At 61.1% G+C, this 26,285-nt stretch carries 24 protein-coding genes and 1 pseudogene; 11 read left to right on the plus strand and 14 right to left on the minus strand.

What is annotated here, in order from left to right; genetic code table 11:
* Positions 1–86: 86 nt before the first annotated feature.
* Genes E8F06_RS24700 through E8F06_RS24710 form a run of 3 tightly spaced genes read right to left on the minus strand, consistent with a single transcriptional unit; the run spans position 87 to position 3,881 of the window.
* The gene (locus E8F06_RS24700) at positions 87–1,382 is read right to left on the minus strand and encodes an FAD-binding oxidoreductase (protein ID WP_280371945.1); all 1,296 of its coding nucleotides are present in this window, start codon (positions 1,380–1,382) and stop codon (positions 87–89) included.
* A gap of 14 nt (positions 1,383–1,396) precedes the next feature.
* On the minus strand, positions 1,397–2,482 hold the full coding sequence (locus E8F06_RS24705) for a polyamine ABC transporter substrate-binding protein (RefSeq protein WP_280371946.1): 1,086 nt from the start codon (positions 2,480–2,482) through the stop codon (positions 1,397–1,399).
* Positions 2,483–2,522: 40 nt separating this feature from the next.
* Complete coding sequence (locus tag E8F06_RS24710) at positions 2,523–3,881, minus strand: glutamine synthetase family protein (RefSeq protein WP_280371947.1); 1,359 nt, start codon at positions 3,879–3,881, stop codon at positions 2,523–2,525.
* Positions 3,882–4,242: 361 nt separating this feature from the next.
* On the opposite strand from E8F06_RS24710, the gene E8F06_RS24715 reads away from it, so the two are divergent.
* The 4 genes and pseudogenes from E8F06_RS24715 to E8F06_RS24730 form a co-directional block, all read left to right on the plus strand.
* Positions 4,243–5,778, plus strand: coding sequence for an OmpA family protein (locus tag E8F06_RS24715; protein ID WP_280371948.1), 1,536 nt, complete (start codon positions 4,243–4,245; stop codon positions 5,776–5,778).
* Between the two features lie 21 nt (positions 5,779–5,799).
* Entirely contained in the window at positions 5,800–7,404 is a 1,605-nt protein-coding gene (locus tag E8F06_RS24720; protein ID WP_280371949.1) for a hypothetical protein, read from the plus strand.
* Positions 7,401–8,234 (plus strand): hypothetical protein, encoded by an 834-nt coding sequence (locus tag E8F06_RS24725; protein ID WP_280371950.1) that lies wholly within the window; start codon positions 7,401–7,403, stop codon positions 8,232–8,234. Before E8F06_RS24720 ends, E8F06_RS24725 begins: the two co-directional genes overlap by 4 nt.
* Before the next feature lie 114 nt (positions 8,235–8,348).
* Positions 8,349–8,573: pseudogene (locus E8F06_RS24730) on the plus strand (LysR family transcriptional regulator); the annotation flags it as partial.
* Between the two features lie 174 nt (positions 8,574–8,747).
* Here E8F06_RS24730 and choX read toward each other — a convergent pair.
* From choX to betI, 4 genes are all read right to left on the minus strand, one after another.
* Positions 8,748–9,689, minus strand: a complete 942-nt coding sequence (gene choX, locus E8F06_RS24735; protein WP_280371951.1) for a choline ABC transporter substrate-binding protein — start codon at positions 9,687–9,689, stop codon at positions 8,748–8,750.
* Between the two features lie 18 nt (positions 9,690–9,707).
* Positions 9,708–11,138 carry a cytosine permease gene (locus E8F06_RS24740; RefSeq protein WP_280371952.1) on the minus strand — a complete coding sequence of 477 codons (1,431 nt, stop codon included), beginning with the start codon at positions 11,136–11,138 and terminating at the stop codon, positions 9,708–9,710.
* A 445-nt stretch (positions 11,139–11,583) separates the two neighbouring features.
* On the minus strand, positions 11,584–13,008 hold the full coding sequence (locus tag E8F06_RS24745; protein ID WP_280371953.1) for an amidase: 1,425 nt from the start codon (positions 13,006–13,008) through the stop codon (positions 11,584–11,586).
* A gap of 2 nt (positions 13,009–13,010) precedes the next feature.
* The gene (gene betI, locus E8F06_RS24750) at positions 13,011–13,601 is read right to left on the minus strand and encodes a transcriptional regulator BetI (RefSeq protein WP_280371954.1); all 591 of its coding nucleotides are present in this window, start codon (positions 13,599–13,601) and stop codon (positions 13,011–13,013) included.
* 528 nt (positions 13,602–14,129) lie between these two features.
* Between betI and E8F06_RS24755 the strand changes: the two genes are divergently transcribed.
* Entirely contained in the window at positions 14,130–15,023 is an 894-nt protein-coding gene (locus E8F06_RS24755; RefSeq protein ID WP_280371955.1) for a serine hydrolase domain-containing protein, read from the plus strand.
* 149 nt (positions 15,024–15,172) lie between these two features.
* On the opposite strand, the gene E8F06_RS24760 is transcribed toward E8F06_RS24755, so the two are convergent.
* From E8F06_RS24760 to E8F06_RS24790, 7 genes are all read right to left on the minus strand, one after another.
* Positions 15,173–15,700 (minus strand): cytochrome C, encoded by a 528-nt coding sequence (locus tag E8F06_RS24760; RefSeq protein ID WP_179059414.1) that lies wholly within the window; start codon positions 15,698–15,700, stop codon positions 15,173–15,175.
* 17 nt (positions 15,701–15,717) lie between these two features.
* On the minus strand, positions 15,718–16,239 hold the full coding sequence (locus E8F06_RS24765) for a methylamine dehydrogenase light chain (protein ID WP_190832086.1): 522 nt from the start codon (positions 16,237–16,239) through the stop codon (positions 15,718–15,720).
* Positions 16,240–16,254: 15 nt separating this feature from the next.
* Positions 16,255–16,866, minus strand: a complete 612-nt coding sequence (mauD, locus tag E8F06_RS24770; RefSeq protein WP_077524622.1) for a methylamine dehydrogenase accessory protein MauD — start codon at positions 16,864–16,866, stop codon at positions 16,255–16,257.
* A 3-nt stretch (positions 16,867–16,869) separates the two neighbouring features.
* A complete protein-coding gene (locus tag E8F06_RS24775) occupies positions 16,870–17,409 on the minus strand; it encodes a MauE/DoxX family redox-associated membrane protein (RefSeq protein ID WP_280349114.1) in 540 nt (179 codons plus the stop codon).
* A 12-nt stretch (positions 17,410–17,421) separates the two neighbouring features.
* Positions 17,422–18,576, minus strand: a complete 1,155-nt coding sequence (locus E8F06_RS24780; RefSeq protein ID WP_280371956.1) for an amine dehydrogenase large subunit — start codon at positions 18,574–18,576, stop codon at positions 17,422–17,424.
* A 379-nt stretch (positions 18,577–18,955) separates the two neighbouring features.
* Complete coding sequence (locus E8F06_RS24785) at positions 18,956–20,029, minus strand: polyamine ABC transporter substrate-binding protein (RefSeq protein WP_280371977.1); 1,074 nt, start codon at positions 20,027–20,029, stop codon at positions 18,956–18,958.
* Positions 20,030–20,403: 374 nt separating this feature from the next.
* On the minus strand, positions 20,404–21,024 hold the full coding sequence (locus E8F06_RS24790) for a LysE family translocator (RefSeq protein WP_280371957.1): 621 nt from the start codon (positions 21,022–21,024) through the stop codon (positions 20,404–20,406).
* Between the two features lie 133 nt (positions 21,025–21,157).
* Between E8F06_RS24790 and E8F06_RS24795 the strand changes: the two genes are divergently transcribed.
* From E8F06_RS24795 to E8F06_RS24820, 6 genes are all read left to right on the plus strand, one after another.
* Complete coding sequence (locus tag E8F06_RS24795) at positions 21,158–21,604, plus strand: Lrp/AsnC family transcriptional regulator (protein WP_179059408.1); 447 nt, start codon at positions 21,158–21,160, stop codon at positions 21,602–21,604.
* A 334-nt stretch (positions 21,605–21,938) separates the two neighbouring features.
* On the plus strand, positions 21,939–24,008 hold the full coding sequence (locus E8F06_RS24800) for an EAL domain-containing protein (protein WP_280371958.1): 2,070 nt from the start codon (positions 21,939–21,941) through the stop codon (positions 24,006–24,008).
* A gap of 79 nt (positions 24,009–24,087) precedes the next feature.
* The gene (locus E8F06_RS24805) at positions 24,088–24,357 is read left to right on the plus strand and encodes a metal-sensing transcriptional repressor (RefSeq protein ID WP_280371959.1); all 270 of its coding nucleotides are present in this window, start codon (positions 24,088–24,090) and stop codon (positions 24,355–24,357) included.
* Positions 24,358–24,479: 122 nt separating this feature from the next.
* The gene (locus E8F06_RS24810) at positions 24,480–24,920 is read left to right on the plus strand and encodes a YeeE/YedE family protein (RefSeq protein ID WP_280371960.1); all 441 of its coding nucleotides are present in this window, start codon (positions 24,480–24,482) and stop codon (positions 24,918–24,920) included.
* Complete coding sequence (locus tag E8F06_RS24815) at positions 24,917–25,366, plus strand: YeeE/YedE family protein (RefSeq protein WP_280371961.1); 450 nt, start codon at positions 24,917–24,919, stop codon at positions 25,364–25,366. Before E8F06_RS24810 ends, E8F06_RS24815 begins: the two co-directional genes overlap by 4 nt.
* Positions 25,363–26,226 carry an MBL fold metallo-hydrolase gene (locus E8F06_RS24820; protein ID WP_280371962.1) on the plus strand — a complete coding sequence of 288 codons (864 nt, stop codon included), beginning with the start codon at positions 25,363–25,365 and terminating at the stop codon, positions 26,224–26,226. Before E8F06_RS24815 ends, E8F06_RS24820 begins: the two co-directional genes overlap by 4 nt.
* Positions 26,227–26,285: the final 59 nt, after the last annotated feature.

Raw genomic sequence — 26,285 nt, forward strand, 5'->3', positions numbered from 1 at the left:
GCGTGGAGCGAAGCGATACCCATCAATCGCGTTCGCCGCAGCATGGGTATCGCCCAGGCTCCACCCATCCTACAAGGGCCGATTTATCAGCCCAGCAATTCCCGCACCCGATACCACGCCATGCCCAGAGCCAGCAGCGGGGAGCGCAGCAGTTTGCCGCCGGGGAAGGTGAGATGCGGTACCGCGCTGAACAGGTCCAGCCCCTTGCTTTGACCGCTATGGATGGCTTCTGCCAGCAGCTTGGCCGACCAGTGCGTCACGTTCAGTCCGTGACCGGAATAGCCCTGGGCAAAGAACACGTTCGGATGCGCCTTGAGCCGTCCTACCTGAGGGAAGCGATTGGCGGTGATTCCGATCATGCCGCCCCACTGGTAGTCGATCCGCACCTGCGCAAGCTGTGGGAATACCTTGAGCACCTTCGGCCGCATGTAGGCGCCGATGTCCTTCGGGTCCCGACCGGAGTAATGGCAGGCACCTCCAAAGAGCAGGCGCCGATCAGCCGTCAGGCGGTAGTAGTCCAACCCCACCTTCTGGTCGCACAGCGCCATGTTCTGCGGGATCAGCTGCGCTGCCAGTTCCTCGGACAACGGCTCGGTGGCGACCACGTAGCTGCCGGCGGGCAGCACCTTGCCGGTCAGCCTGGGTTCCAGCTCGTCCAGGTGCGCATTGCAGCCGAGCACCAGGTTGTCCGCCAGCACGCGTCCCTGTGCGCAGTGGACGATCGCAGTCTTGCCGTGCTCGATGCGCAGCACCGGGCTCTGCTCGAAGATCTGTGCGCCGAAGGCCTTGGCGGCGCGCGCTTCGCCCTTTACCAGGTCCAGCGGATGCAGATGGCCTGAGCCCATGTCGATCAGGCCGCCGGCGTAGCAGTCGCTTGCCACCACCTCACGCATCTGGCTGGCGCCCACAAGCCGGGTCTGATGCGGATAGCCCAGCGCATTCAGCTCCGCTTGCTCCTCGGCCATGGCGGCGAACTGGGCGGGAGTATTGGCCAGCTCGCAGAAGCCCCAGCGCAGGTCGCATTCGATGTTCAGGTCACGGATGCGCTCCGCCACCAGGGTCACCGAGTCGAGGCCCGCGCGTTCCAGGTAGCGGACTCCTTCCTCGCCCACGTACTTGGCGAAGCCACTCACGTCGTGGCCGATGCCGCGTATCAATTGGCCGCCGTTGCGTCCGCTTGCGCCCCAGCCGATGCGCCGGGCTTCCAGCAGCACGACGGAGTGGCCACGCTGGGCCAGCTCCAGTGCAGTGTTGACGCCTGTGAGCCCACCGCCGACGACGCAAACGTCCGCACGAACATCCCCCTTGAGCGAGGGATACAGCTGTTTGTCTCGGGCGGTTGCGGCGTAATAGGACGCGGCATGCTCCTCGGTGTGAGTCATGGGTCGTTCTCGATTCATTGGTTGAACTTGATCTTGCTCCAGCTGCGGGTCATCAGGCGCATGATCCTGGGCGGCGGCGCCTTGGCGATGTACAGCTTGTCGAGCACGGCCTGGCTCGGATAGACCTCGGGGTTGTTCTGCATCTCCGGGTCGAGCAGCGTCTTGGCGTCAACGTTGGCACTGGGGTAGCCGACGTATTCGCTGATGCCGGCGATCACCTTGGGCTCCAGGATGTAGTTGATGAATGCCAGCGCCTGGTCCGGGTTCTTCGCATCGGACGGGATGGCCATCAGGTCGAACCACAGATTCGCGCCTTCCTTGGGAATGCTGTAGGCGATCTCGATGCCGTTCTTGGCTTCCTTCGCCCGCGCCGCCGCCTGGAATACGTCTCCGGAGTAGCCGAATGCCACGCAGATGTCGCCGTTGGCGAGATCCGAGATGTACTTGGACGAGTGGAAGTAGGTGACGTAGGGGCGCACCGCCGCGAGCTTGGCCTCGGCTTTCGGGTAATCGGCCGGGTTGGTGCTGTTGGGGTCCAGGCCCAGGTAGTTGAGCACCGAGGGGATCATCTCGTCGGGGGAGTCCATGAAGGCGACGCCGCACGCATGCAGCTTCTTCAGGTTCTCCGGCTCGAACATCACCGACCAGGAGTCGATGTGGTCGACGCCCAGCACCTGCTTGACCTTCTCGACGTTGTAGCCGATGCCGTTGGTGCCCCACAGGTAGGGCACCGAATGGCGATTACCCGGGTCGTTCTGTTCCAGCAGCTTGAGCAGCTTCGGGTCCAGGTGCTTCCAGTTCGGCAGCTTGCTGCGGTCGAGTTCGAGGAAAACCCCGGCCTGCACCTGGCGGGTGAGGAAGTGGTTGGACGGCACCACCACGTCGTAACCCGAACGGCCCGCGAGCAGCTTGCCCTCCAGGGTTTCGTTGGAATCGAAGACGTCGTAGATCGGCTTGATGCCGGTGGTCTTCTGGAATTCGCCCAGGGTGTCGGGGGCTATGTAATCGGTCCAGTTGTAGACGCTGATCGTCGGTTCAGCGTGGGCGACCTGGGCCATCGTGGCCAGGGCAAAGGGCGCAAGGTAGCGCAGCAGTCTCATATCGACTCCCGTATTTTTGTTGTGATGGCGGTGGGGCGGGTTAGACGCTCAGCAGCAGGAACTCACGCTCCCAGGAGCTGATCACTCGCTTGTAGTTCTCGTGCTCGGTGCGTTTCACGGCCACGTAGCCTTGCACGAACTTGCGGCCCAGGTACTCACCGAGCACTTCGCAGTCTTCCATCTGGGCCAGCGCGTCCTCGATGGTGATCGGCAGACGCAGGTTGCGGCGCTCATAGCCACGCCCTTGCACCGGGGTGCTGGGGGCAACCTTCTCGACCATGCCCAGGTAGCCGCAAAGCAGGCTGGCTGCCAGCGCGAGGTAGGGGTTGGCGTCTGCGCCGGGCAGGCGGTTCTCGACCCGCATCGCCTCGGGCGAGGAGGGCGGAACACGCAGCCCCACGGTGCGGTTTTCCTCGCCCCACTCGACGTTCACCGGGGCCGAGGTGTCCGGCAGGAAGCGACGGAAGGAGTTCACGTTCGGCGCGAACATTGGCAGCACCTTCGGAATGTACTTCTGCAGGCCGCCGATGAAGTGGAGGAACAGTTCGCTCTTGGAGCCATCTGCGTTGGCGAAGATGTTCTTGCCGGTGGCGACATCCAGAACGCTCTGGTGGATGTGCATCGCGCTGCCCGGTTCATCGGTGATGGGCTTGGCCATGAAGGTGGCGCTAACGTCGTGCTTGAGCGCGGCTTCGCGCATGGTGCGTTTGAACACGGTGATCTGGTCGGCCAGGCTCAGCGCGTCGCCGTGACGGAAGTTGATCTCCATCTGTGCGGGGCCGTCTTCATGGATCAGCGTGTCCAGGTCCAGCCCCTGCGCTTCGCACCAGTCGTAGACGTCCTCGAAGAGCGGGTCGAACTCGTTGGTGGCATCGATGGAGAAACTCTGGCGGCCGCTTTCCGGGCGCCCCGAACGACCCACCGGCGCTTCAAGGGGGAAGTCCGGGTCGCTGCTGCGCTTGGTCAGATAGAACTCCATCTCAGGCGCCACGACCGGCCTCCAACCCTTGTCCGCATACAGCTTCAGGACGCGTTTGAGTACGTTGCGCGGCGACAGCTCGATCGGATTGCCGTACCGGTCGAAGGTGTCGTGGAAGACCATGGCGGTCGGCTCCAGCGCCCAGGGCACAAGGAAAATCGCGTCGGGGTCGGGGCGGCAGAACATGTCGATGTCGGCTTCGTCCAGCAGGTCGTAGTAGACGTCGTCGTCAACGAAATCACCGGTGACCGTTTGCAGCAGGACGCTTTCCGGGAGCCGCATGCCGCCTTCGCCGAGGAACTTGTTGGTAGGGGAGATCTTCCCGCGGGCGATGCCGGTCAGGTCGCTGACCAGGCATTCGACTTCGGTGATTTTTTGTTGTTTTAGCCGTTGCTCCAGCTGCTCGGCGGGGGTGGTCATACAAGCCTCGGAAGGTTCATGGTTTCGGAATGAGCGCGTGCCAGCAGCAGGTTGCTACCAGGCCGCGGGGATAGTTTCGTTCGCAGGGGCGAACCCGTTCTATCCACTTTCCGCACACATGACCGAGCCGTGTCATAGCGCTCCCTTTTTGCTGTGGGGGCGAATTCATTCGCTTGGGGCGACGCCGTTATGGTGCGGCTTTCTAACTGGGCAGACGATCGCGTCCCCATAACCTTGCAACCGCCAAGCGAACGATCGGCGACAGCTTCGTAGTGGCCATATGACACATCTCGTTGTAAATTCCACGCGCTGGCAAGTGTCAATTTGCCATCGTCAATAAGTGGATCGGCAAGGAGCTATCATGCAGGGATCGTTTCGCCTTACGGCGCTCAGTTGCGCCTTTCTAACGGCAGCAGGTTGCTCCAGCCAGCAAATGCAGGGCCTCAAAGACTCCGTCAACAGTGTTGGCAAGGACTACGGCATGGCTGTTCTTTGCACAGTCGGCGTCGTCGGTGGCGCAGCAGCGGGGTATGCACTCAATGGTAAGAACGGCGCCATAGCTGGTGGCGCGGTTGGCGGCGCACTCGGTTGCGCGCTTGGTTATGCCTGGCAGTCTCGACTCCAGGAGCTGGATCGCATCGCCAAGGAAGAAAATCTGAAGATCACTACCGAGCAGTTGACTGTAGCTTCCAGCGCGGTTGTTACTGCCGTGCCGAAAGAAGCCGGTCTAGTTACCCAGATCGAAGACAGTGGCATGTTCGCCACTGGCTCTGACCAGCTTACGGAAAGCGGTCAGCGTGCAGTCGGCAAGCTGGCGCAAATGTACTCCAAGCCAGCGTCTACCGATCAGAAGGTCGCAGCCGAGCAGCGTCTGGAGCGTCGTCTGCTAGTGGTTGGCCACAGCGATGCTACCGGCAACGCTGAGTACAACCAGAAGCTGTCGGAGCGCCGCGCAAGAACCGTAGGCAAGGTACTGATGCAGGCCGGGATTCCTGCCACCGCGATCTTCTACCAGGGCGCAGGCTCTTCTCGCCCGATCGCCGACAACAGCGATCCATTTGTACGTGGCCAGAACCGCCGTGTAGAAATCGTGGAGCTGGCAAACGAGCAGGCCTTGGTCATGCGAGCTCAGGCTGAAGAAGGCAATACCAAGTACCTGCACTACGGTACATCCACGACCGTCAAGCCACACGTGGCCGCCAGCCAGGCAGCTAAGGCATCTGCAACCACGAGTGCACCGGTAGCCACCGCGCAGCCTGCTCCTGTGACTACTGCTGCCAGCACCAGCGCTCCTGCTATGACGATTGCAAAGACCAAGCCCGCTGTCGATTTCGCTGGCAAGCCTGTTGACGCATACAACTGGTCCATGGCCCAGAGCATCAAGCCCAAGAGCAGCGGCTTTGAGTTGATTGGCTCCGCTCACGCTAACGAAATGCCTATGGCCAGCTGCGAAGCCGATATGCCGCGGAATGCAGGCGAAGTCCTGAGCATGGCCGATGACAAACCTCTGCAGCGCCACGCTACCAAGGATTACCTGCCGGGCTACAACAACCGCGTTTGGGCCAACACCGTAAATGGGCACCTGGTCACGGTGTCGCCTGTTTCGATCCTGCGCGAGAACGCGCAAGTTGATCGCCAGCCAATTCTGCAGGTTGTGCAGAACTACGACCAAAACACCAAGAACAAGGCTCAGACGATCAAGGCGGTGGCTAACACCTACGAAGGAGAGAGTCAGGTGCTGTACCGGGTGTTCGCCACGGGTGACAAGGCATCCGTGTCCTGCATGGATCTCGTGTTCAGCAAGGGCAACGCGCAAGTTACCGAAGGTGCCCTGTTCTATGCCGCCGGATCGGAAGCCTACGTGGCGTCCTACATGCCAATTCCCGCCACCAAATAAAACAAGTCATGGAAGTCCTAAATGGAAGACTTATCTTTTGCTGCACTCAAGTCGTTGATCCTCGCACACCAGATGCTGACCTCCGGCGTCATCTTGCTGCTCGCAAGCGCCGTGGTCGTATGGAAGTACTGGGAACAGGTTTCCTACTTCCTGATCCGCGTCTGGCATAGCTTCCCCCTGATCGGCACTGTTGCTCGCCTGTCGCGCAAACCGTCCTCGGTCGATAGCGATGGCTGGATCAATCACGAAGTTACTCTGGCCAACGTGTACAACCGCGAATTCAAGAAGTACATGAAGGGGCCGGAGGCCTATAACGCCTCCCTCGACTACCTGGCCAAGGCCGGAGAAGCTGGCCGCTCTCCGCGTCCGGCATGGGTTCTGTTCCTGGTAGTTGGTCTGGTTCTGATCGAGGCGATGGGGTTTGCCTATGTGCTCGCAGGCTGGATGAACATGGATGCCTCTACCAATGACCGTCACCTCCTGACGGCGGGTACCGCCATCCTGCTGGCAGTGGCGTCTGCGATCTTTGCTGAGGCCGCCGGCCATACCGTGCACCACAACACCCTGATTGCCCGTGCACGTCACTGGTGGCAGGGGGAGGAGCCGAGCAAGCGTTCCCGTACCCTGAAGGCTAACAGGGCAATCAACCTGGAAGACTCCTTCTCGGACAGCAACAGCGCTGACTATGAGCAGTTGCTGGCTCGCTTGAGTGACGTCAATTCCAGCGTTTCCCGCAAATTCCTCTGGCTGATCGTTTGCGGTGCCTTCGTCACCTGTATGGCCGTTGGTGCGTTCGTAGTCCGCTCTGCCACTCTCGACAGCATTGAGACTGAGATGGTCAACAGCATGCGTGCCGAGGCCACCGCTCAGAGCGACAGCAGCGTTGGCTCGCCATTTGATCTGCCGGAAGAGTCTCAGGCCATCAATGACGACGCTCAGGACGCCACTATCGAAGACAAGATGGAGGCCATCCGCCAGGCCAGCCTGACCACCTACGTCATGCTGTCCCTGATCTACATCGCCATCCAAGGCATCAGTATCTGGCTGGCCAGCAAATACTATTTCGCCGGCACTCATTCCTACACCGCATGGCGCCTGACTCATGAGTACGCCACTGCTGAGGAAATGATGGACGCCATGGACCAGAAGCGTACTGCCATTGCCAGCCACGCTGATGACAAACTGCGCCGCCTCCAGACGATGCTTTCCAGTCGCGACCATACCGATTCCGGCGTACTCGGTGCCCTGGAGGGTGTGAATTCAGCTCACCGCAACTTCCTGGCCTATGTCGAGTACAAGGCTGGCAAGGTATCCCAGAAAGCCGTTGCTCAACCCAATCCTGCGGTACAGCCGGCCCCCGTAGCTCCGGCTGCACCGATCGCTCAGGCTGAATCCGCTGTTGCACCGGCTGTTGCTGCTCCTGTAACTGCTCCGACTGTAGAACCGGCCGCCGCTATCAAAGCGTCTGACTTCCATGATGTCACTGGCCTGCCAGAGGAAAGCCTTGCAGCGGCTAGCCGAGCGCTGAACGTCACCGAAGCTCAGCTGCGCGATATTCGTGAGCAGCAACAGGCTCTGAAAGCGCTGGGGCTCTTCCCGGCCAAGAAAGAGGAAGCACTGTCGTGAGAGCTGCCAAGGCGTTGATTCTTGCGCTGGCGCTGCCTTGTGCCGCGCTAGCCACCGAACGGAACGACTTGCAGAGCTGCTATGAGCGCAGTGGTCTGAGCGAGATCAAACCAGCTGGTACGGGGCGCGAACTGGTGGTCATCATCGACCAGACCATCCCGATGCCCGAGGATCTGCAGCGCAGCAGCTGGGGGCAGATCGATCGCTTCGTTCAGGCCGGTGACCGCGTCAAGCTGTACACCTTCTCGGCATTCCTGCCTGGCGAGTATCTGCGCCTGACCTACGCTGGGGAGCTGGACATGCCGCTCGAAGGCGAAGTCCGTGATGATGTGAACATGCGCAAGCTGCGTGGCCTGGACCAGTGCCTGACCACTCAGAAAAAGGCATTCCAGACTGGCTTCGGCAAGCAGTTCGTGAACGGCCTGCGCCAAGCTCGTCAGGACATCCCGAAGAGCGAAATCATGAACTCCCTGCGTAAAGTGGGCGAAGACATGGAGCGCGAGCAAGGCGTGAATGATCGGGTGGTCTTCCTGATCTCGGATATGCTCGAGCACTCCGACTACACAAGCTTCTACGCCGCCAACCAGATCAAGCAGCTCAATGTGAGCAACGAGCTGAAGCTCGCGCAAAGCAAGGGGCTGTACGCTGATCTGCAAGGATCTCGTGTCTATGTGTCAGGCGCCGGCCTGGTTACCGATTCGGTGAAGCACGCCTACCGCTCCGGCAAGACCATGGATGCGCTCGGCCAGTTCTGGTCTCAGTATCTCAAGGCATCAAACGCGTCCCTGGAAGGCTTCGGTACACCAAGCTTGAGTACTGACCTCCACTGAAGTCAGTCCCATCCCAGCAAGAAGCCCGCTTTATGCGGGCTTCTTCGTTTGGGCGGCATTGCGCCTGGCCTCGTAACGCCAGGTTGACGGCCGTTCTGGGCTCAATGCCTCGTCTTGCGCTCAAGTGCCACCTTGATAGCGTCCGGCACCTGTATCGGCTATCTACCGACGCACTACGCCAACATCTGGGTCGCTCGCGCCATGCTCCGTCCGATTGCACCGCAGCGACTTGCGTACAGTGCGGCGTTCCATTGCATAACCCGACAAGGACAAACGCCAACAAACGCGTTGGCGAGACTGCTGCAAGCCCTGGACACCGCGCAGAGCTCGTTGAGCTGACACCACTCTCCATCTCCGTGGAAATAATGGATTCAAATGGGCCATGACCATGACGAAAAAAGGCCCGGAGAGTCCGGGCCAAGGGTTTCGTTGGGTTCTGGAACGTCCATTGTCGAATACGCCACTACGTGACGCAGACATCCGTCCCGAAAAATCCAGACGAGGAAATCGGGCTTAGAGCCCCAAATAGGCCATGATTTTCTGCTGGGCAGGTTCGCCACTGAACGTAGTGACGCCTTCGAGCCACTTCGCCACGACTTCTGGATGATCCTTCAACCACTCCTTCGTGACCTCCATTGGATCTTCCTTCTTGACGACCCGGGCCATGATCTCGTCTTCCATGGAAACGTCGAACTTGAGATTGTCGAGCAGTTTCGCGACATTCGGGCAGCGTTCTTGGTAGCCGTTTGCAACGACGGTATAGACTTCGGCCGAGCCGTAATTGGGGCCGAATTCCTTATCTCCTCCGGACAGGTACTGGATCTTGTAGGACAAGTTCATGGGGTGGGGTTCCCAGCCGAGAAACACAATCCACTCCTTGCGGGAAACTGCACGTTGAATTGATACCAGCATGCCCGCTTCGCTGGACTCTATCAGTTTGAAATCGCCCAGATTGTGCTCATTGCCTTTAATCATCTTTTGAATGACTACGTTCGCATCGTCACCGGGCTCAATTCCGTAAATTTTTCCGCCAAGCTTGTCTTTGAACTTTGCAATGTCATCGAAGCTGCGTAAACCACTTTCATACGCGTAACTAGGTACGGCCAGAGTGAACTTGGCACCTGTCAGGTTCGGTGTCGGCAGTTGCGTAACGGAATTGGAATCGAGATAAGGTTTGGCATTCGCATCTTGCGACGGCTTCCAGTAGCCAAGATAAATGTCAATATTCTTGCGTTTCAGACCAGCCCAGGCGAGGGGGATCGAGAGTGTAACGTCGGTGGGTTTATATCCGATCCCTACAAGTATGTTCTTTGCAAGCGCCGTCGTTGACTCGAGATCCGCCCATCCGATTTTTGCGAATCGAGGAGACATACAGCTCGTCGGTTCTTCTGCTTGAATGGCAAAAGACATGAATGCTGCCAGCGCACAACCACAACGAATTGCAAGCTTCATCATTGGAAACTCCACGTAGTCTCAGATGTGTTGGATAGCGTCAAAGGACGGTACGTTGCTCAATTCCTTCTGAATGTTCTGCGAACGACAGAGCCACCAGTAGGCGAGGGCTGATGCGGCTAGTCCGATTGGCATGCTGATATCAGCACCATCCAACTTTTCAGATACATATCCCATGTAGAGGCCGGTATTGGAGAAAGGCAGCATAACCACGAAGCCAACAATGTATGCACCAATTCCGCGCCAGTTCCATTTTCCGTAAATGCCGTTCGGATTGAATATTTCCTTGATCGAGTATTTCCCGTGGCGGATGCCATAGAAATCAACCAGATTTATTGCAGTCCACGGGGTGAACAGATAAAGCAGAATCGCCAGGAAATCACCAAACTCCTTGACGAAGTCAGCAGAAGCCGTCAACGCAATCAACATTGCAGAGCCGCCTACAGCCAACATCGAAATAATACGTTTGAGGAGCGTCGATTTTTGGGTTTTTATCGTGTCGATGATGCTAAGCAAGGTAATCGAAGCGCCGTAGAAGTTTTGCGCTGCGCTGGTAATCAGAATAAGCACCGAGATGATCACGAGCGTTTCGCCGAACCCTGGGAAAACCATGTTTCCCAGCATGACCAGGCCGGCCGCCAGATTCTGGCCAGGGCTGAGCGCCGCGGCTGTGGCACCGATCAGCATCATCCAGACGCCGCCAATCATGGCGCCCATGTATGTCCACCAGAACGAGGCGCGCACGCTGACGTTGGCGGGCAAGTATCGGGAATAGTCGGAGACGTAGATGGCCCAGCTCAGTTGGTAGGCGGCTGCAGCAAAGAACTGGGCCAGAAAGGCATTAAGTTTAAACTCACCAATAGCCAGCTGATTGGCTGGAAGCTTGGTAAACATGACCAGGCCGAAAGTCAGCACCAGCATCAGTGCGACCATCAGAAAAGCCAGGCCGCGTTGTACCTTATGGAAAGAGTTGTATCCGACGACCGCCATGATGATCGCCAACAAGGAAAAGACCATCGCCGATCCGTTTTCGGAGACACCGAGCAGTTCATGCAAGGTTTGCCCTACGAGCAACTGGTTGAAGGCGTTGTATCCGACATAAGTAACGATGGCCACCAAGTAGACGAGCAGGGCGCCGAGATAGCCAAATTGGGGACGGGACTGAATGAGTTGGGGCAGTCCCATTTGCGGGCCTTGAGTGGAGTGCCCGGCCATGAACAAGGTGCCGAAAGCGCAACCAAGAATGATGGCAATGGCCGACCACAACAGATTGGCGCCCATGCCGATCCCGATGATTCCTACGGCCAGGGTCGTCAGTTGTGCTCCACCGCAGAACCAGATTGGCCACAGATGCCAGGCTTTGCCATGGCGCTCCGATAAGGGAACGTGGTCAATGGAGCGTACTTCCAGATTGAATCGTCCAGCAGGTGAGGGGGTTTCTTTGGCTAACATGATCGTCGTACCTATATTTCTTGTCGTAGTACATTTGTTAGGCAGAAGAGCAAATAAGTTGAGTGGTATTCAGGTCGCAGGCTTTTCAGTCGCCGGTGGAGAGTTGAGTTTCCATTTCAAGGTGCGTTCCCTATGCCACTGGCGATTGGGTCCACTTTTACTTGTTTGCTGGGTTGGAGTTCCGCCCGAGGGCTGCGGTGTATTCAGATTTTTGTCTGAAAGCGTGCAAGGCTTCTATCTTTGAACTCCAGGTTTAATGGTTGTCTATCTTTTCATCGAATCTATCTCTCTTGAAATTGATCAATGTCTTTGAGGCGGGTGCAGCGTAGCGCTATTGGTGAATAAGCATCATGCCTATTCATGCCATTAGTTGGTTGCGTCCTGCGTGTGGTCTTTTGGCTAGTTCTCGCTGAACTGCCGGGGTTGGAATATCAGGGTCTGAACTTCAATTCTGGCTGGGGGGGGACTTTTGCGGGAAATTTCTTTCAATTTCATTGGCGAGTCTGAGAATGGTTTCTTCATCGCCAAATCTGCCGACTATTTGCAATCCGATGGGCAGGCCATTAGCCATAATGCCGACCGGCAAACTAAGGGCTGGTTGTCCCGTCAGGTTGAAGATTTCGGTGAAGGGAGAGAAGGCATATGCATTTTCGTACCAGACATTCAGCTTCTTCTCTCCAGATGCCGTGAAGCCGCCGATCAAGGGTGGTGCAAGGGCCACAGTCGGCGTGATGAGCACATCGAACTCTTCGAAGCAGTTGGCAATACGACGTGAGACGCGGTTCTGCACCGATCTCGCGTTATGTACATCGAGAGCGGAGCGGCGGCTCGACTGCTTGTACATTTCGTAAGTGATCCATTCGACATCGCCTTCGGCTATGGGACGGCCCAGAGCTGCTGCCTGCTGTGTCATCAGTGCTTCGATCTCCAGCTGCCAGAACACGGCGGCGGCATCGCCTGCGCCAGTAAGGTCCGGCCAGCCAAAATCCCGCAACTTGTGGCCTTCCGAGCCGAGGAATTCCAGGACATTGAGCACTGCATTACGAATGGACTCGTCAATTTCCGTTCCGTCGGGACGGGTGCAGCTGAAGGCTATTTTCAACGAGGGAGAAGCCTTGTTCAGGCTCTCGAGCCAGGAGGCTGGCGCAGGTGGGGCCGCATAAGGCGCACCAGACTCAAAGCCGGCCAGTACGTCCAGCAACAAGGCGGTGTCGCGGACAGTCCTTGTCAGTACGTGTTCGCTATCCAGGCCGCCGACGAACTCCCCAACATGGGGACCGACAGGGTTGCGTCCACGACTGGGTTTCAGTCCCACCACACCGCAGACGGATGCAGGAACGCGGATCGAGCCGCCACAGTCGGTGCCGTGGGCCACGGGCACCATGCCGGCTCCTACTGCGCAGGCCGAGCCGCCACTGGAACCGCCGGAAGCGTACTTGGGGTTCCTGGGGTTTCGACAGGGACCGAAGTACTCGGGCTCGGTGACGAAATCCCCTGCAAACTCTGGCGTCTTGGCCTTTCCAAGAATGATGGCGCCAGCCTTGCGCATACGCCCGACGAGTTCGCTATCTGTCTCTGCCGCAGGGGCATCCTTGTACAAGCGCGATCCATGTCTGGTGGCAAAGCCACGGACATCGATATTCGTGTCCTTTATCAGTACAGGCAGCCCTGCCAGTGCACCTTGCCCATGGCTTCTGGCTGCCTGGCGGGCGGATTCGGCATCGATGGACACGACTGCCCCCAGTTCGTGGTCCTGGGCTTCGATTTCGTTGAGCGCCAGGTCGACCAGTTCCCGGGCGGTGACTTCTCCAGCCTGCACCAGTTGAACAAGGCTCACCGCATCGAAGTTCTTATATTCATCGCTATTCATATCTACACCTTCAGGTCATAGCCAAGGAGGTTGTTGAGGAACTCATAAGCCAGGCGTCGGGAATCGCCGATGGTTTCCGGGGTTGGGTCAACCGCTGCCCGCAGCCACAGGCCGTCGATGAAGACCGCAATCATCTGTGCCTTATAGCGAGCGGTTGTCTTGTCCATGCTTTTCGCCAGGGCATGGAAAAGCAGCGAGTGGCTGCGGCGAGCCACAATGTTCTGAATTCGCTGGAACTGTGGGAATTGCGGGACCTGCGCCCAGAAGGCCAGCCACGCGGCGACGTTCTCGCGTGTCAGGTTCAATGCACTGACGTTGCCTTCGACGAAGGCCTGCACCCGTTCGGAGGGCGTTTTGGATTGACGGAGATGGTTGAAGATCTCGGCGTTGATCCGCTTGTTCAGCTCCCGCAGGGTCGCTTCAAGCAGGGCGTTCTTGTCCGAAAAATAGTGATGCACTATCCCGTTGGACATCCCCGATCTTGCGCTCACTTGCGCCATGCTCGTGCCGGCAAGGCCCTGCTCGCCGATTAGCGAGAGCGTGGCCTCCACCAACTGCTTCTTGCGTATTTCCTGCATTCCTACCTTAGGCATGGCGTTGTCTCTTTTTTCATTGGTCACTCAATGAAAAAAAATTAGCATCCGTTTTGCCACTGATGCAAGGAAAAAACTGCGTGCCGTAAAACGCATCGGGGAGAGGGGAGGGATCGCAGCCAGCAGAAGGCCGGACTAGAGCGGATCAGCTCGGAAAGCCAGGCGGGCCGGCAGATGAAAGGCATGCGAGTAGGTGTCGGGCTTTCCATGGAGCAGCCCTTGTCCAAAGGAGCGTGATGGTGTGATTCGGGGCTGCGAGTCACCGAGCCCGCTGCACGGAGGCGCATCCATTTATCGGTGGTCGCTGCGACGCTGGTGGCGATTCTCCGCAATCACCAGCCGACAGCAGCCGCTCGCAAACGGCCGCTCACAGGCAGGAACAAGCCTCCTCAATTCAGCGGCGCGCTAGAGCAAGCGGCCCCCCTTGATCGCTGATCAATCCCGCGTAATCTCCCGCTACCCGGTGAAACGACTTGCCGTAGGCATCTGGAAGCTCGGCTTTGCCTACCAGATAAGGACATTTATCCAATGCTTTTTTCCGACGTATCGAACGGTGATCTGCTAGCGCCCACGCAGCCCGATGCAGTGGTGCCCTGGTGGAGCTTTACCAAGACCGTGTTGTCTGCTGCTGCCTTGTCATTAGTGCGTGACGGCCTGATTGAGCTTGATGAAGTTCTCCCGGAAGGCTCGTTCACTTTGCGTCAATTGCTGCGCCATCAGGCGGGGTTGGCGGACTACGGTGAGCTGGCTGAATACCATGCAGCCGTTGCTCGTGGTGATACGGCCTGGACGACCGACGAGATGCTGAATCGGCTTGACGCCTCCAGATTGCGATACGCGCCCGGAACCCAATGGCGATATTCCAATGTGGGTTACCTGTTCGTGGCGCAACTTATTGAGCGTCTGACTGGCCTTTCGCTGCAGGAGGCGTTGAAGGAACGTGTCTTGACGCCTCTCGCCGTACCGCATGTGTCGCTCGCAAAGCCAGGCGAACAGCTGGACGGTATCTGTCGGGGAGTAATGTCCGGTTACGATCCGGGCTGGGTTTATCACGGCTTGCTGCTTGGCACGCTTTCGGACGCGGCCTTGCTGCTGGAGCGGTTGTTGAGCGGGCAACTGCTCCCTCGTTCGTTGCTTCAGGAGATGCAGGCGGCGCTCGTCCTTGGGGGACCAATGCCTGGTAGACCCTGGACCGCTCCCGGATATGGCCTCGGCTTGATGATTGGCGGGGTGAGCGACGGTCTTACCCTTTGCGGACACACGGGAAGCGGACCGGGCAGCACAGTCGCGGTCTATCGCTGTGCTCACGCAGGCAACTCTGCAAGCTGCGCTGTTTTCAGCGAGGGCGATGATCAAGGGGCCGTGGAAGTAGCCGTCTTGAGCCATCTTTCGGCGCTCCTGGTCAGTAAGCCAGGTGGTTGAGCCACGAGGTCGAAGGATTGATCGCAGCACTGGACCTCGGCTGTTGGGTTTCGCTTCGCTCTAGCGGAACGCCGCCCGCACCAACCTACAAGGGGCACGCAAAAAAAAGCCCGCCATAGAGGCGGGCTACAAGCCGTCCAGCTTAAAACTCAGTAGGCGTTGTCCATGCCATCGTCGATGGCGATGCCTTTTTCGCGCATCTGCTTGATCAGGCCGGCGCGGGTGTCCGGCAGGTTGAGCAGGGTGACGCTGCGAATCTTGGCGACTTCAGCCTCGGTGTAGGGCTTGTAGTCGTCAGGCACGCTGCTACCGGCTATGCCGTCCTTGCGCATCATCCAGTTGATCAGTTCGGCGAGCTGGGCGTTGTTCAGCGCCGACTGGGACATGCCCGGCACACGCACCAGGAACTCACGGCCGCCTTCCACTTTGAGGAAGTTGCCGACGAAGCCTTTCATCTTCGGCGTGTCGTTGGCCTTGGAGCCTGTACCGTCGCCCAGGTGGCAGCCAGCGCATTGCAGCTGGTAGTTCACCGGGGTGCTGTAGCCGGCCTGCGAGATAGGCGTTTGCGGCGCTTCGTTGCCTGGCGCGTGCTTCTGGTTCGGGTCCGGAATGGCGCGGGCCATGGCCAGCGGGGCCGCCATTGCGCACATCAGTCCGGCAATCAACAGGTAACGCATGGCAGCCCTCCGGCGGGTCAGATCGCGACGCCGCGGATGATGGAAACGGTGCAGTGGTAAATGTGCGACTTGGCCGCCAGGCACCAGTTGACGTCGTTGTTGTTGAACGGACGGTACGCCGGTTCCTCGCTGTCGTTGCGGGTACAGGCGCACTGGGCGCAGCTGTGCTTACCGCAGCAGTCGTTGTAGGAAATGATGTAGTCCTTGTTGTCGGCCGGGTTGCGGCAGGTGCCGATCCAGGTCACCTGGGAGGCCTCGGTGCCGGGCGGGCAGGAGGTCACCGAGCCGCCGCAGCAGCTGCACAGGAAGCCGTCGACGGAGCAGTAGCGCCAGTAGTCGCAGCTGTTGGGATCACCCGGGTCGCCGGCCATCGGCTTGTCGGCGGCCAGGGCCTTGCCGGTGCGGTCGATGGGCAGCAGCACCGGCAGGGCGGCGCCGGCAACCATCAGGGAGCCGATGCGGCCAAGGAGTTTGCGCCGGGAGGTGGTGTCGGCGACATGGCGCGTGGAGCGCTCGAAAAGGCGGTCTAGCAGTTTCATGGAGGGCTCCCTTCCTTAGTGGTTGTGCGCGCCGTGGTCGTGCGCGTGGTTGTGCAGGTAATGCTGCAGAGTGGCGCTGCCCAGGTGTTCGGCCTCGAACAGGCTGTCCAGGTGCTCGCGGGAGTTCACCAGGCCCTTGGAGCGCAGCACACCGGCCTTGTCGACCAGGGCGGCGTAGGGGAGCTTGCCGATCTGGTAGGTCATGCCCACTTCCGGGCCGACCACGTAGGTGGCGTCTTCCAGCTTGTGCTCGGCGATCAGTGCTTGCTGGGCGTCCATGTCGCCGTCGCTGACGTAGATCACTTCGAGGCGGTCGGCCTGGTCCTTGGCGATGGACTTGATGGCCGGCAGCAGGGATTTGCAGATCGGGCAGGTGGGCGAGAGGAAGAACAGCAGTTGGGCTTTCTCGCCGGCGTAGCCGAAGTTCACCGGGCGGCCGTTACGGTCGGCAGCGGTGACTTTCGGGGCGGGTTCGTTGACGGCCACGCCTTTGTCGACCATCAGCGCGCCGGCCGGGGCCAGACGGCCGTGGAGTACACCAATTTGACGCACCAGGCCCATGACGGCGAAGGCCAGAGCGATCAAGAGGCACCAGAGCAGGACGTTGGAAACGATTAGGGCTTCCATGATTCACCTTCCAATGAGTTTGAGCAGACGGGGAGCGTTGGCCATCAGGCCATCCGCAGCGGCATACAGGAGCAGGGTCGCGGCGCTGGAGGCGATCACGACGAAGATGTCGAATGCGCCCAGCTCGCGGCTGTGGGGGGCGACGCTGGCGACCAGCGCCAGGCTCACCAGTACGGCGTTACGCGCCAGAAGCACCGGGCGGATCGGCTGGGCCTGTTCAGGGCCTGCGCAACCGCAGTCGATGTCGCGGCGGCCGCGCCACAGGTTGATGGCGATGGCCCCGGCGTAGCCGGCCAGCAGCGCGGCGGCGGCCAGTGCTGCAGCGTGACGGCTGGCGGGCACCAGCAGGGCGAAGGCCACGGCCACTTCGATGAAGGGCACGAGACGCGACACCGGGCGTACCAGACCGCGCGGCAGCAACTGGTAATCCTCCACCTGGTTGGCGAAGCGCGCTGGCGCACGCAGCTTGTGGGTCGCCGCGCTGGCCAGGATCACCGCGACCGCGAGGGCGGCGGCGATGATGAATATGGGATCAAGTTGCATGGCTGCACCTCGTCAGTGGCTGAGGATCTGGGTCGCGGTCTTCTGGATCCGTTCCATGGTGCCGGTGTGCTTGCCGCTCTTCAGGTCGAATACTTCCAGACCGCCGGCGATGTTGGTGCCCAGCAGCAGGGGGTTCTCGTCGCTGGTGGCTTGCAGGCTCCAGATCGGGTTCGGTGCTTCCAGGGTACCGATGCGCTTGTGCGTCTTGAGGTCGTAAACCCAGACGATCGGGCTCGGGTCTTCCCACTTCATCGCTTCATGGGCGTCATGCATCAGCACATACAGACGATTCAGCTTCGGCGCGACGGTGATCAGCTGCCAGCCGCCAGGCGCCCAGCCAGCCTTCTTCTCGGCGGCGTCGGTCACCAGCTCCCAGGCTTCTAGGACTTTCGGCTGCTTGCCGGAGAAGTCCACGCCGCGCACGGTGCCGGTGGTGGTGACGAAGTAGTAGATGTCGCCCACGGCGTAGGCGCGCTCAACCAGCTTCTCGGCGTTGGGGTCGAAGAAGGCGGTGTGGGTGCGGGAGACTTCCTTGCCTTCGTCGTTCAGCGTCAGCAGTTGCAGACTGCCGTCACCACACAGGGAGGCGAAGGAACGCTTGCCCACCGGGTAGTTCAGTACGCAACCAGGGATGGCGATTTCGCCGGCTACGGCCTTGGCCTTGACGTCGACCACGGTCACCGAAGTGGACGGGGTGAAGTTGTAGACGTAGACGAAGCGGTCATCCGAGCTGGTGCCCAGGGAGTAGCGCTGGGTCAGGGCCTCGGCGCGCTTGGTGGGGATCAGCACTTCGTAGGAGGGGGACAGGGTGCTGGTGTCCCACGCGGTCAGCACGTCGGTGCGGGTGCCACGGGTTCCACGGGAGTAAAACAGGTCGGCGGTGAACAGCGTCTTGCCGTCGCGGCTCAGGGTAGAGGGCGCGGCGAAGCCGGTGGGCACCATGCCGAGCATTTTCTTCTTCTCGGGGTCGACCACAGTCACGCGACCAGCGACGAAGCTCTCGAACTCGACGTCGACGATATATGCGCGGTGCGGTTCCGGCGGGAAGGGCAAGGTGGTCTGGCCGATGCCTGTATCGGCCGGCAGCTCGGCACTGGCATTGCCGAGGCCGATGAGCGAGACGCCCAGGGCCAGCGTTGATTGGGCGAGGATCCTGGTTATTCGCATTGGGGCGGCTCCCTGAATTATTGGACTTTGTTGCGGGTGCAGGGCAGAAATCTGCAGTCCTAGTCTGCCCCTGGCGGTCGGCGTGGAGCTTGTTGTCCGTGCCAACCCCTTGTGTGCCTGTGCCACTTCTTTTGGCAGGCTGCCAACGCTTTGGAGAACGCGCCAGAAAGCATAGACCCGGTGCGGGATGTGATGGGGGAGGGGCTGATTGCGGGAGTGAATCGGGGGCAGCGGCGCTGCCCTTGGCGATTGAAATCGCCCCTACAGGGCTCGGTGTTGCGGGGGAAAACTTGTGAGGGCGACTTCAGTCGCTGAGCAGGCCGAAGGCCTGCCGCGCTGCCCTTAGCGATTGAAATCGCCCCCACGGGTTTTTCGACCGTCAGGTCCCCGACTTCAGCTTCGTCCAGGCGCGGGTGCGGGCGCGTTCGGCATTGCGCTCCAGCGGCAGCAGGGTGAAGAGCGTGGCCTGGGCCTCGGCGGTGGGATAGAGGTTGGGGTTGTTGCGGATTTCCGGGTTGACCAGAGCGGTGGCGTCCTTGTTCGGGTTCGGGTAGCCGACGAAGTCACTGACCGGGGCGATCACCTGGGGCTGCAGCAGGTAGTTGATGAAGGCATGGGCGTCCTCTGGGTTCTTCGCGCCTTTGGGGATGGCGAGCATGTCGAACCACACCGGTGCACCTTCCTTGGGCAGGCGCATGTCCACCACCACGCCGTTGCCCGCTTCCTTGGCACGGTTGGCCGCCTGGGAGAAGCTGCCCGAGTAGCCGACGGCTACGCAGATGTCCCCGTTGGCGATGTCGGCCATGTACTTGGAAGAGTGGAAGTAGGCGACGTTGGGACGGATTTTTTGCAGCAGCTCGGCGGCCTTGTCGTAGTCCCTGGGCTGGTTGCTGTTGGGCGGAAGACCCAGGTAATGCAGCGCAATGGGCAGGATTTCCGACGGCGAGTCCAGCAGCGCCACGCCGCATTGCTTGAGCTTGGCGATGTTCTCTTCCTTGAAGATCAAGTCCCAGCTGTCCACCGGGGCGTTCTCGCCCAGGGCCGCCTTGACCTTGGCCGGGTTGAAGCCGATCAGCACCGTTCCGTACATGTAGGGCACGGCGAAGCGGTTACCCGGATCGTTGGCCTCGATCAGTTTCATCAGCTGCGGGTCGAGGTGATTCCAGTTGGGCAGCTTGCTGCGGTCGAGCGGCTGGAACACGTCGGCCTGGATCTGCTTGGCGAGGAAGACGTTGGACGGCACCACCACGTCATAGCCGGAGTTGCCGGTGAGCAGCTTGGCTTCCAGCGCTTCGTTGGTGTCGAAGATGTCGTAGATCAGCTTGGCGCCGTTCTCCTTCTTGAAGTTGTCCAGCGTCTGCGGGGTGATGTAGTCGAACCAGTTGTAGACGCGCAGGGTGCGTTCTTCGGCCAGGGCCTGGGTGGCGAGCAGGCCGCACAAAGCGGCGCCCAGGAGGCGGGGGAGTCTGTGCTTGATCAATTGCGGCAACCTTTGGGTGGGCTTGAGTGGGGCCTAAATCGATATCTATCTGTTTAGGTCGCAAATATGAAAGCAAATGCCGCGCCATATAAATGGAAAGGCCGATATAGATCGGTTAATTGGTCGAGGGAGCGAGGATTGGGGAGCGTGGGGATTACCGGGCGTAACGAGCAGTGGCACCGGGCTACCCAGTTCTCAGGGGCTACGAATCCGTTGTAGGGGCGAATTCATTCGCCAACCGGGCCGCAAGTCCGGCCTCCTGATGCTTCAGGGGCAGCTGCGCTGCCCTTGGCGAATGAATTCGCCCCTACAAGAACCCGGTCTGCTGGCTAGCCGGAGTGTTGGATTCAGCTAGCCACCACCCGCACCAGTTGCCAGGCGGCGAAGCCCAGCAGGAAGACGCCGGCGGTACGGTCGATCCACTGCATGGCGCCCACACCCAGACGGTGGCGAACGGTGGACACGCCCAAGCTCAGTGCCAGCCACCAGAGGGCTGAGCCGCAAAACACGCCCAGCACCATCACCAGGCCGTCCACCCCGGCCAGGGCCTCGCCGCCGGACAGGGTGGCGAATATGGCGATGAAGGACAGGATGGTCAGCGGGTTGCTCAGGGTCAGCAGGAACACCGAGACGAACGCCGGCAGCGCATGCACCGGGTCGCTGGCACTGGCCGCGCGCTCGGGCGGGGTGGCGCGCAGCATCTTCAGGCCCATCCAGGCCAGGAACAGGGCGCCGACTATGGCGAGCGGGGTGGCCAGCGCCACGAAAGCGCGGGTGATGGCTCCGATACCGAAGGCTCCCAGTGCCCCGTAACAGGCATCCGCCGCCGCGGCGCCCAGGCCGCTGATGAAACCGATGCGTGCGCCATGGCCCAGGGTGCGCTGGATGCACAGCAGGCCGATGGGGCCGACAGGCGCGGCGATGGACAGGCCGATCAGGACGGATTTGAGAAACAGCAGGGCCGCCATGATCAGGCTCCGGAGGCAGTGGACGTGGGCAATATTTTGCGTTGCACTGCATTGAGGCTGAATGCAGGGATTACGGAAGTTTTGGGTGATCGCCTGAATAATTTACGAAGTTAGCCCGGGAGGCCTGAGAAAAATGGAGCTCGACGCCAAGTCCTGGAAAATCCTGCAAGTGGTGCAGCGGGAAGGGCGCATTTCCCTGACGGACCTCGCCTCACGAGTAGCGTTGTCCTTGCCGGCCACCTCCGAGCGGCTCAAGCGCCTGGAGGAGGCCGGGGTGATCGAGGCCTATTGCGCCACGGTCTCGCCGGAGAAGGCCGGGTACGGGGTGATGGCGCTGATCGGCATGACCACCCCGCAGCCGGACAAGGCGCGACTGATCGCCCAGTTGCAGCAGATGCCCGAGGTGCTGGAGTGCCTGCATGTCACCGGGCAGGACTCCTTCATCCTGCGGGTGGTGACCCGCGACATCCGCCACCTGGAACGCTTTGTCGGCAGCATCAACCACTTTGGCGAGACGCGGACGTCCATTGTCATGTCCGCGCCTATTCCCCTGCGTGGCGTGGAGCCGCCGCGCGATTGACCGCTCGATATAGGGCAACTGCGCCGCCCTTGGCGATTGAAATCGCCCCCACAGGGTGTGTGTTCTGGTCACGGTATTGCCGGTGGAAATCCTTGTGGGGGCGAATTCATTCGCCAACCGGACCGCAGGTTCGGCCTTTGAATCTGCAGGGGGCAGCTGCGCCGCCCTTGGCGATTGAAATCGCCCCTACAGGTAATTAGCGAGCTGCGCTGCTCGTTTCTGTCATATGGCGGCAATCTGCCATACGGTGTCACCGCCCCGGCTGACTTTGTTTAGAATGCGACCCGTTTTCAGCCGCCCGTTCCGGGTTGGCTTTCCGCTTGATAGGTTTTTCATGCTCACGGGCAGCTACGACTATTCCCTTGTTCTCATTTCCCTGCTGGTGGCCATTCTCGCGTCCTATACGGCGCTGGACCTGGCCGGGCGGGTGACCAGCAGCCAGGGACGTGGCGCGGTGTTGTGGATCGGCGGCGGTGCCGTTGCGATGGGCATCGGCATCTGGTCCATGCACTTCATCGGCATGCTCGCCTTCAGCCTGCCCATTCCGTTGGGCTACGACCTGCCGCTGACCTTGCTGTCGCTGCTGATCGCGGTGCTGGTATCCGGCTTCGCCCTGTGGCTGGTGAGCCAGCCCGAGCAGCCCTGGTTGCAGCTCCTCTGCGGCGCACTGACCATGGGCGCCGGCATCAGCTCCATGCACTACATGGGCATGCACGCCATGCGCATGCTGCCTGGCATCGACTATGACCCCGGCCTGTTCTCACTCTCCCTGGCCATTGCGGTGGCCGCCTCCGGTGCGGCGCTGTGGATCGCCTTCCGTCTGCGCCAGGACACCCCCTATGTGCGCCTGGCACGGATCGGCGCGGCTCTGGTGATGGGCGTGGCCATCGTCGGCATGCATTACACCGGCATGGCAGCGGCCAATTTCCCCTTGGGCAGTGTCTGCGGCGCCGCGATAGCCGGGCTCGACAGCCGCTGGCTGGCCAGTCTGGTGATCGCGGTCACCCTGGCGATCCTCGCCATCGCGCTGCTCACTTCTGTGCTGGATGCCCGCCTGGAAGCGCGAACCGCCCAGCTCACCGCCTCGCTGGAGCGGGCCAACCAGGAGCTGACGCACCTGGCCCTGCACGACAATCTCACCAAGCTGCCCAACCGCACCCTGCTTGAGGACCGCATCGACCAGGCGATCCGCAGGGTGGACCGCAATGGTGGCTGCTTCGGCCTGCTGTTCATGGACCTGGACGGCTTCAAGCCGGTGAACGACGCCTTCGGCCATCACGTGGGCGACCTGCTGCTGCGGGCGGTGGCCCAGCGGCTGAGCAGCCATCTGCGCACCGAGGACACCCTGGCGCGCATCGGTGGCGACGAGTTCGTCCTGTTGGCAAACCTTGGCGAACCCGACGACGCCGTGACCCTCGCCAGCCAGCTGGTGGCCTTGGTGGGCAATGCCTTCATGGTGGGCGGTCAAGAGTTGCGGGTTTCTACCAGTGTCGGCATCGCCCTGTACCCCGGCGATGGCGCTACCCGCGAAGACCTGCTGATGAATGCCGACGCTGCCATGTACCACGCCAAGGGTGCGGGCAAGAACGGCTACAGCTTCTTCGAACAGTCGATGAATACCAACGCGCGCAATCAACTTCAGTTGCTCCACGACCTGCGACAGGCGCTGGATGCCCGGGAGCTGGAGCTGCATTACCAGCCCAAGTTCGCCGCCGCTGACGCCCAGCGGGTAATCGGCGCCGAGGCGTTGCTGCGCTGGCAGCACCCGCGCCGTGGCCTGCTGATGCCTGACCAGTTCATTGCGCTGGCAGAGAAGACCGGCCTGATCATCCCCATTGGCAACTGGGTGCTGAACGAAGCCTGCCGGCAGATGAGCCGGTGGTACGCCGAGGGCCGCCACGACTGGCGGGTGGCGGTGAACCTCTCGGCCCTTCAGTTCTGCCACGCTGGTCTGATCGATAGCGTGCGCAACGCCCTGGAGCGCCACGCGCTGCCGGCCAACTGCCTGACCCTGGAAATCACCGAAACCACTGCCATGCAGGACGCCGACGCCAGCCTGGCGATCCTCCGCAAGCTGGCCGAGATGGGTGTCGACCTGTCCATCGATGACTTCGGCACCGGCTACTCCAGCCTGCTGTACCTCAAGCGCCTGCCGGCCAACGAACTGAAGATCGACCGTGGCTTCGTTCGTGACCTGGAGCGCGACAGCGATGACGCGGCCATCATCTCCGCCATCGTCGCCCTCGGCCAGGCACTGGACCTGCGGATTGTCGCCGAAGGGGTGGAGACCGAATCCCAGCAGGCCTTCCTGACGGGGCTGGGTTGCGACTCGCTTCAGGGCTTCCTGTTCGGCAAGCCGGTGCCGGCGGATCAGTTCATGGCCTGCTCTGAAGCGTTGGCCTGAGGGGGAGGGGAGCGCCGGGCGAGACGGGCGCCCTGGCTGACGTCATACTCCCCCCGGTAATCGCCAGGAGAGGCAATCGATGACCAACCCCGTGGTAGCCGCGCACCAGGACGCCATGCTCAAGCGTCTGGCCCGCATCGAAGGGCAGCTTCGCGGCCTGCAGGCGATGATTCGCCGTGGCGAGGACTGCGAGGCAATCGCCCAACAGTTCAGCGCCTCGCGAAAAGCGCTGGACCGGGCCTACCAGCAGATGCTGGTCTGCCTGCTGGAAGAGGCCATGCTCGACCCGGCCCAGGACGCTAGCGAGACCCTCGAGCGCGTTCGCGCCATCTTCACCAAGTACACCTGATTGCGGGGGCGGCAACTGTGGTTGCCGCTCATCCGGGTCGGTTGCCGGCTAGGATTACATACCCCTGGGGGTATATGATCGCGTGATTCCAATTGCCGTGGCCGGTCTGGCCAGGAGTCCCGATGTATATCGACTGGCCTGCTTTCACTCCCTGGAGCGCCCTGGCCGGCGGCGCACTGATCGGCTTGTCCGCCAGCTTGTTCATCCTTGCCAATGGCCGTATCGCCGGCATCAGCGGCCTGCTTGGCAGCCTGCTTCAGCGAGAGGACGGCGGGCTGGGTGAAAAGGCCCTGTTCCTGCTTGGCCTGTTGCTCTCACCACTGCTCTGGGTGGCCTTGAGCGAGGCGCCCGAGGTCCGGATCGAGACGGGCTGGGCGGGCCTGCTCATTGCCGGTCTGCTGGTGGGCGTTGGCACGCGCTTGGGTTCTGGCTGCACCAGCGGACATGGTGTTTGCGGGCTGGCCAGGCTGTCACTGCGCTCCCTGGTAGCGACCCTCGGCTTCATGGCGACGGGGTTCCTGACCGTCTTCGTGTTGCGCCATCTGTTGGGAGGAGCGTTGTGAACCGGCTCAGTGCCTTTATCGCCGGTCTGGTCTTCGGCTTGGGCCTGATGTTGGCCGGGATGACCAACCCGGCGAAGGTTCTTGCGTTTCTCGACCTGGCTGGTGCTTGGGACCCGTCTCTGGCGCTGGTCATGGGCGGCGCTATCGCGGTGGCCCTGCCGGTGTTTACCCTTGTCCGGAAGCGGCCCGTATCCTTGCTTGGCCGGCCAATCCAGCTGCCGCCGAGGCGCGACCCCGATCGTCGCCTGATGGGTGGCAGCCTGCTGTTCGGCGTGGGTTGGGGCATTGCCGGAATCTGCCCGGGGCCGGCCATCGCGCTGCTGCTGACTGGTCACTGGCAGGCCTGGGTGTTCGCCATGGCCATGGTGGTGGGAATGCTTCTCTACGGGCTCCTGGCGCGGAGGCAACTAAGCTTGAGAAAACCTGGCCAGGAGAGCCCCCTATGACCCCCCGTGTTGAAGCCTTCTTCGACGTGGCCACCTGTTCCTACAGCTATGTGGTCAGCGACCCGGTCAGCGGGCGCTGCGCCGTCGTCGATCCAGTGCTGGACTACTGCGCTGCCAGCGGGCGCATCTCCCATGCGGGGGCCGAGCGGATCGCCGCCTACGTGCGCGAGCAGGGGCTGACGGTGGACTGGCTGCTGGAAACCCATGTGCACGCCGATCACCTGTCCGCCGCCGCCTGGCTCAAGCACGAGCTGGGCGGGGCGCTGGCCATCGGCGGACATATCACCCAGGTGCAGCAGCGTTTCGGTGCGCTGTTCAATGCCGGAGAGGACTTCCCCATCGACGGCCGTCAGTTCGACATTCTGCTGCAGGATGGCGATCGCCTGGCCATCGGTAACCTGGAGTTGTTCGCCATCCATACGCCGGGCCACACGCCGGCGTGCATGACTTACCTGGTCGGGGATGCCGCCTTTATCGGCGACACCCTGTTCATGCCCGACTACGGCACCGCTCGTTGCGATTTCCCCGGTGGTGACGCCCGTGCCCTGTACCGTTCCATCCGGCGCCTGTTCGGCATGCCGGGCGAAACCCGCCTGTTCCTCTGCCACGACTACAAGGCACCGGGGCGCGATGAGTTCTGCTTCGAGACCACGGTGGCCGAGCAGCGCGCGAACAATGTCCACGCCCGCGAGGGGATCGATGAAGAGACCTTCGTCGCCATGCGCACCGCGCGGGACGCCACCCTGAACATGCCCGCCCTGATCCTGCCGGCGGTGCAGGTGAACATGCGTGCCGGCCAGCTGCCGCCCGCCGAAGCCAACGGTATCCGCTACCTGAAGATTCCCATCGACACCTTTTGATATCCGGACGCCGCCCGGCCTTTCGGCAATGTTCCCAGTCTGGAGCCGGGCGGAGCAGG

The organism is Pseudomonas sp. BN411 (genome assembly GCF_029871235.1).
Classification (GTDB): Bacteria; Pseudomonadota; Gammaproteobacteria; order Pseudomonadales; family Pseudomonadaceae; genus Metapseudomonas.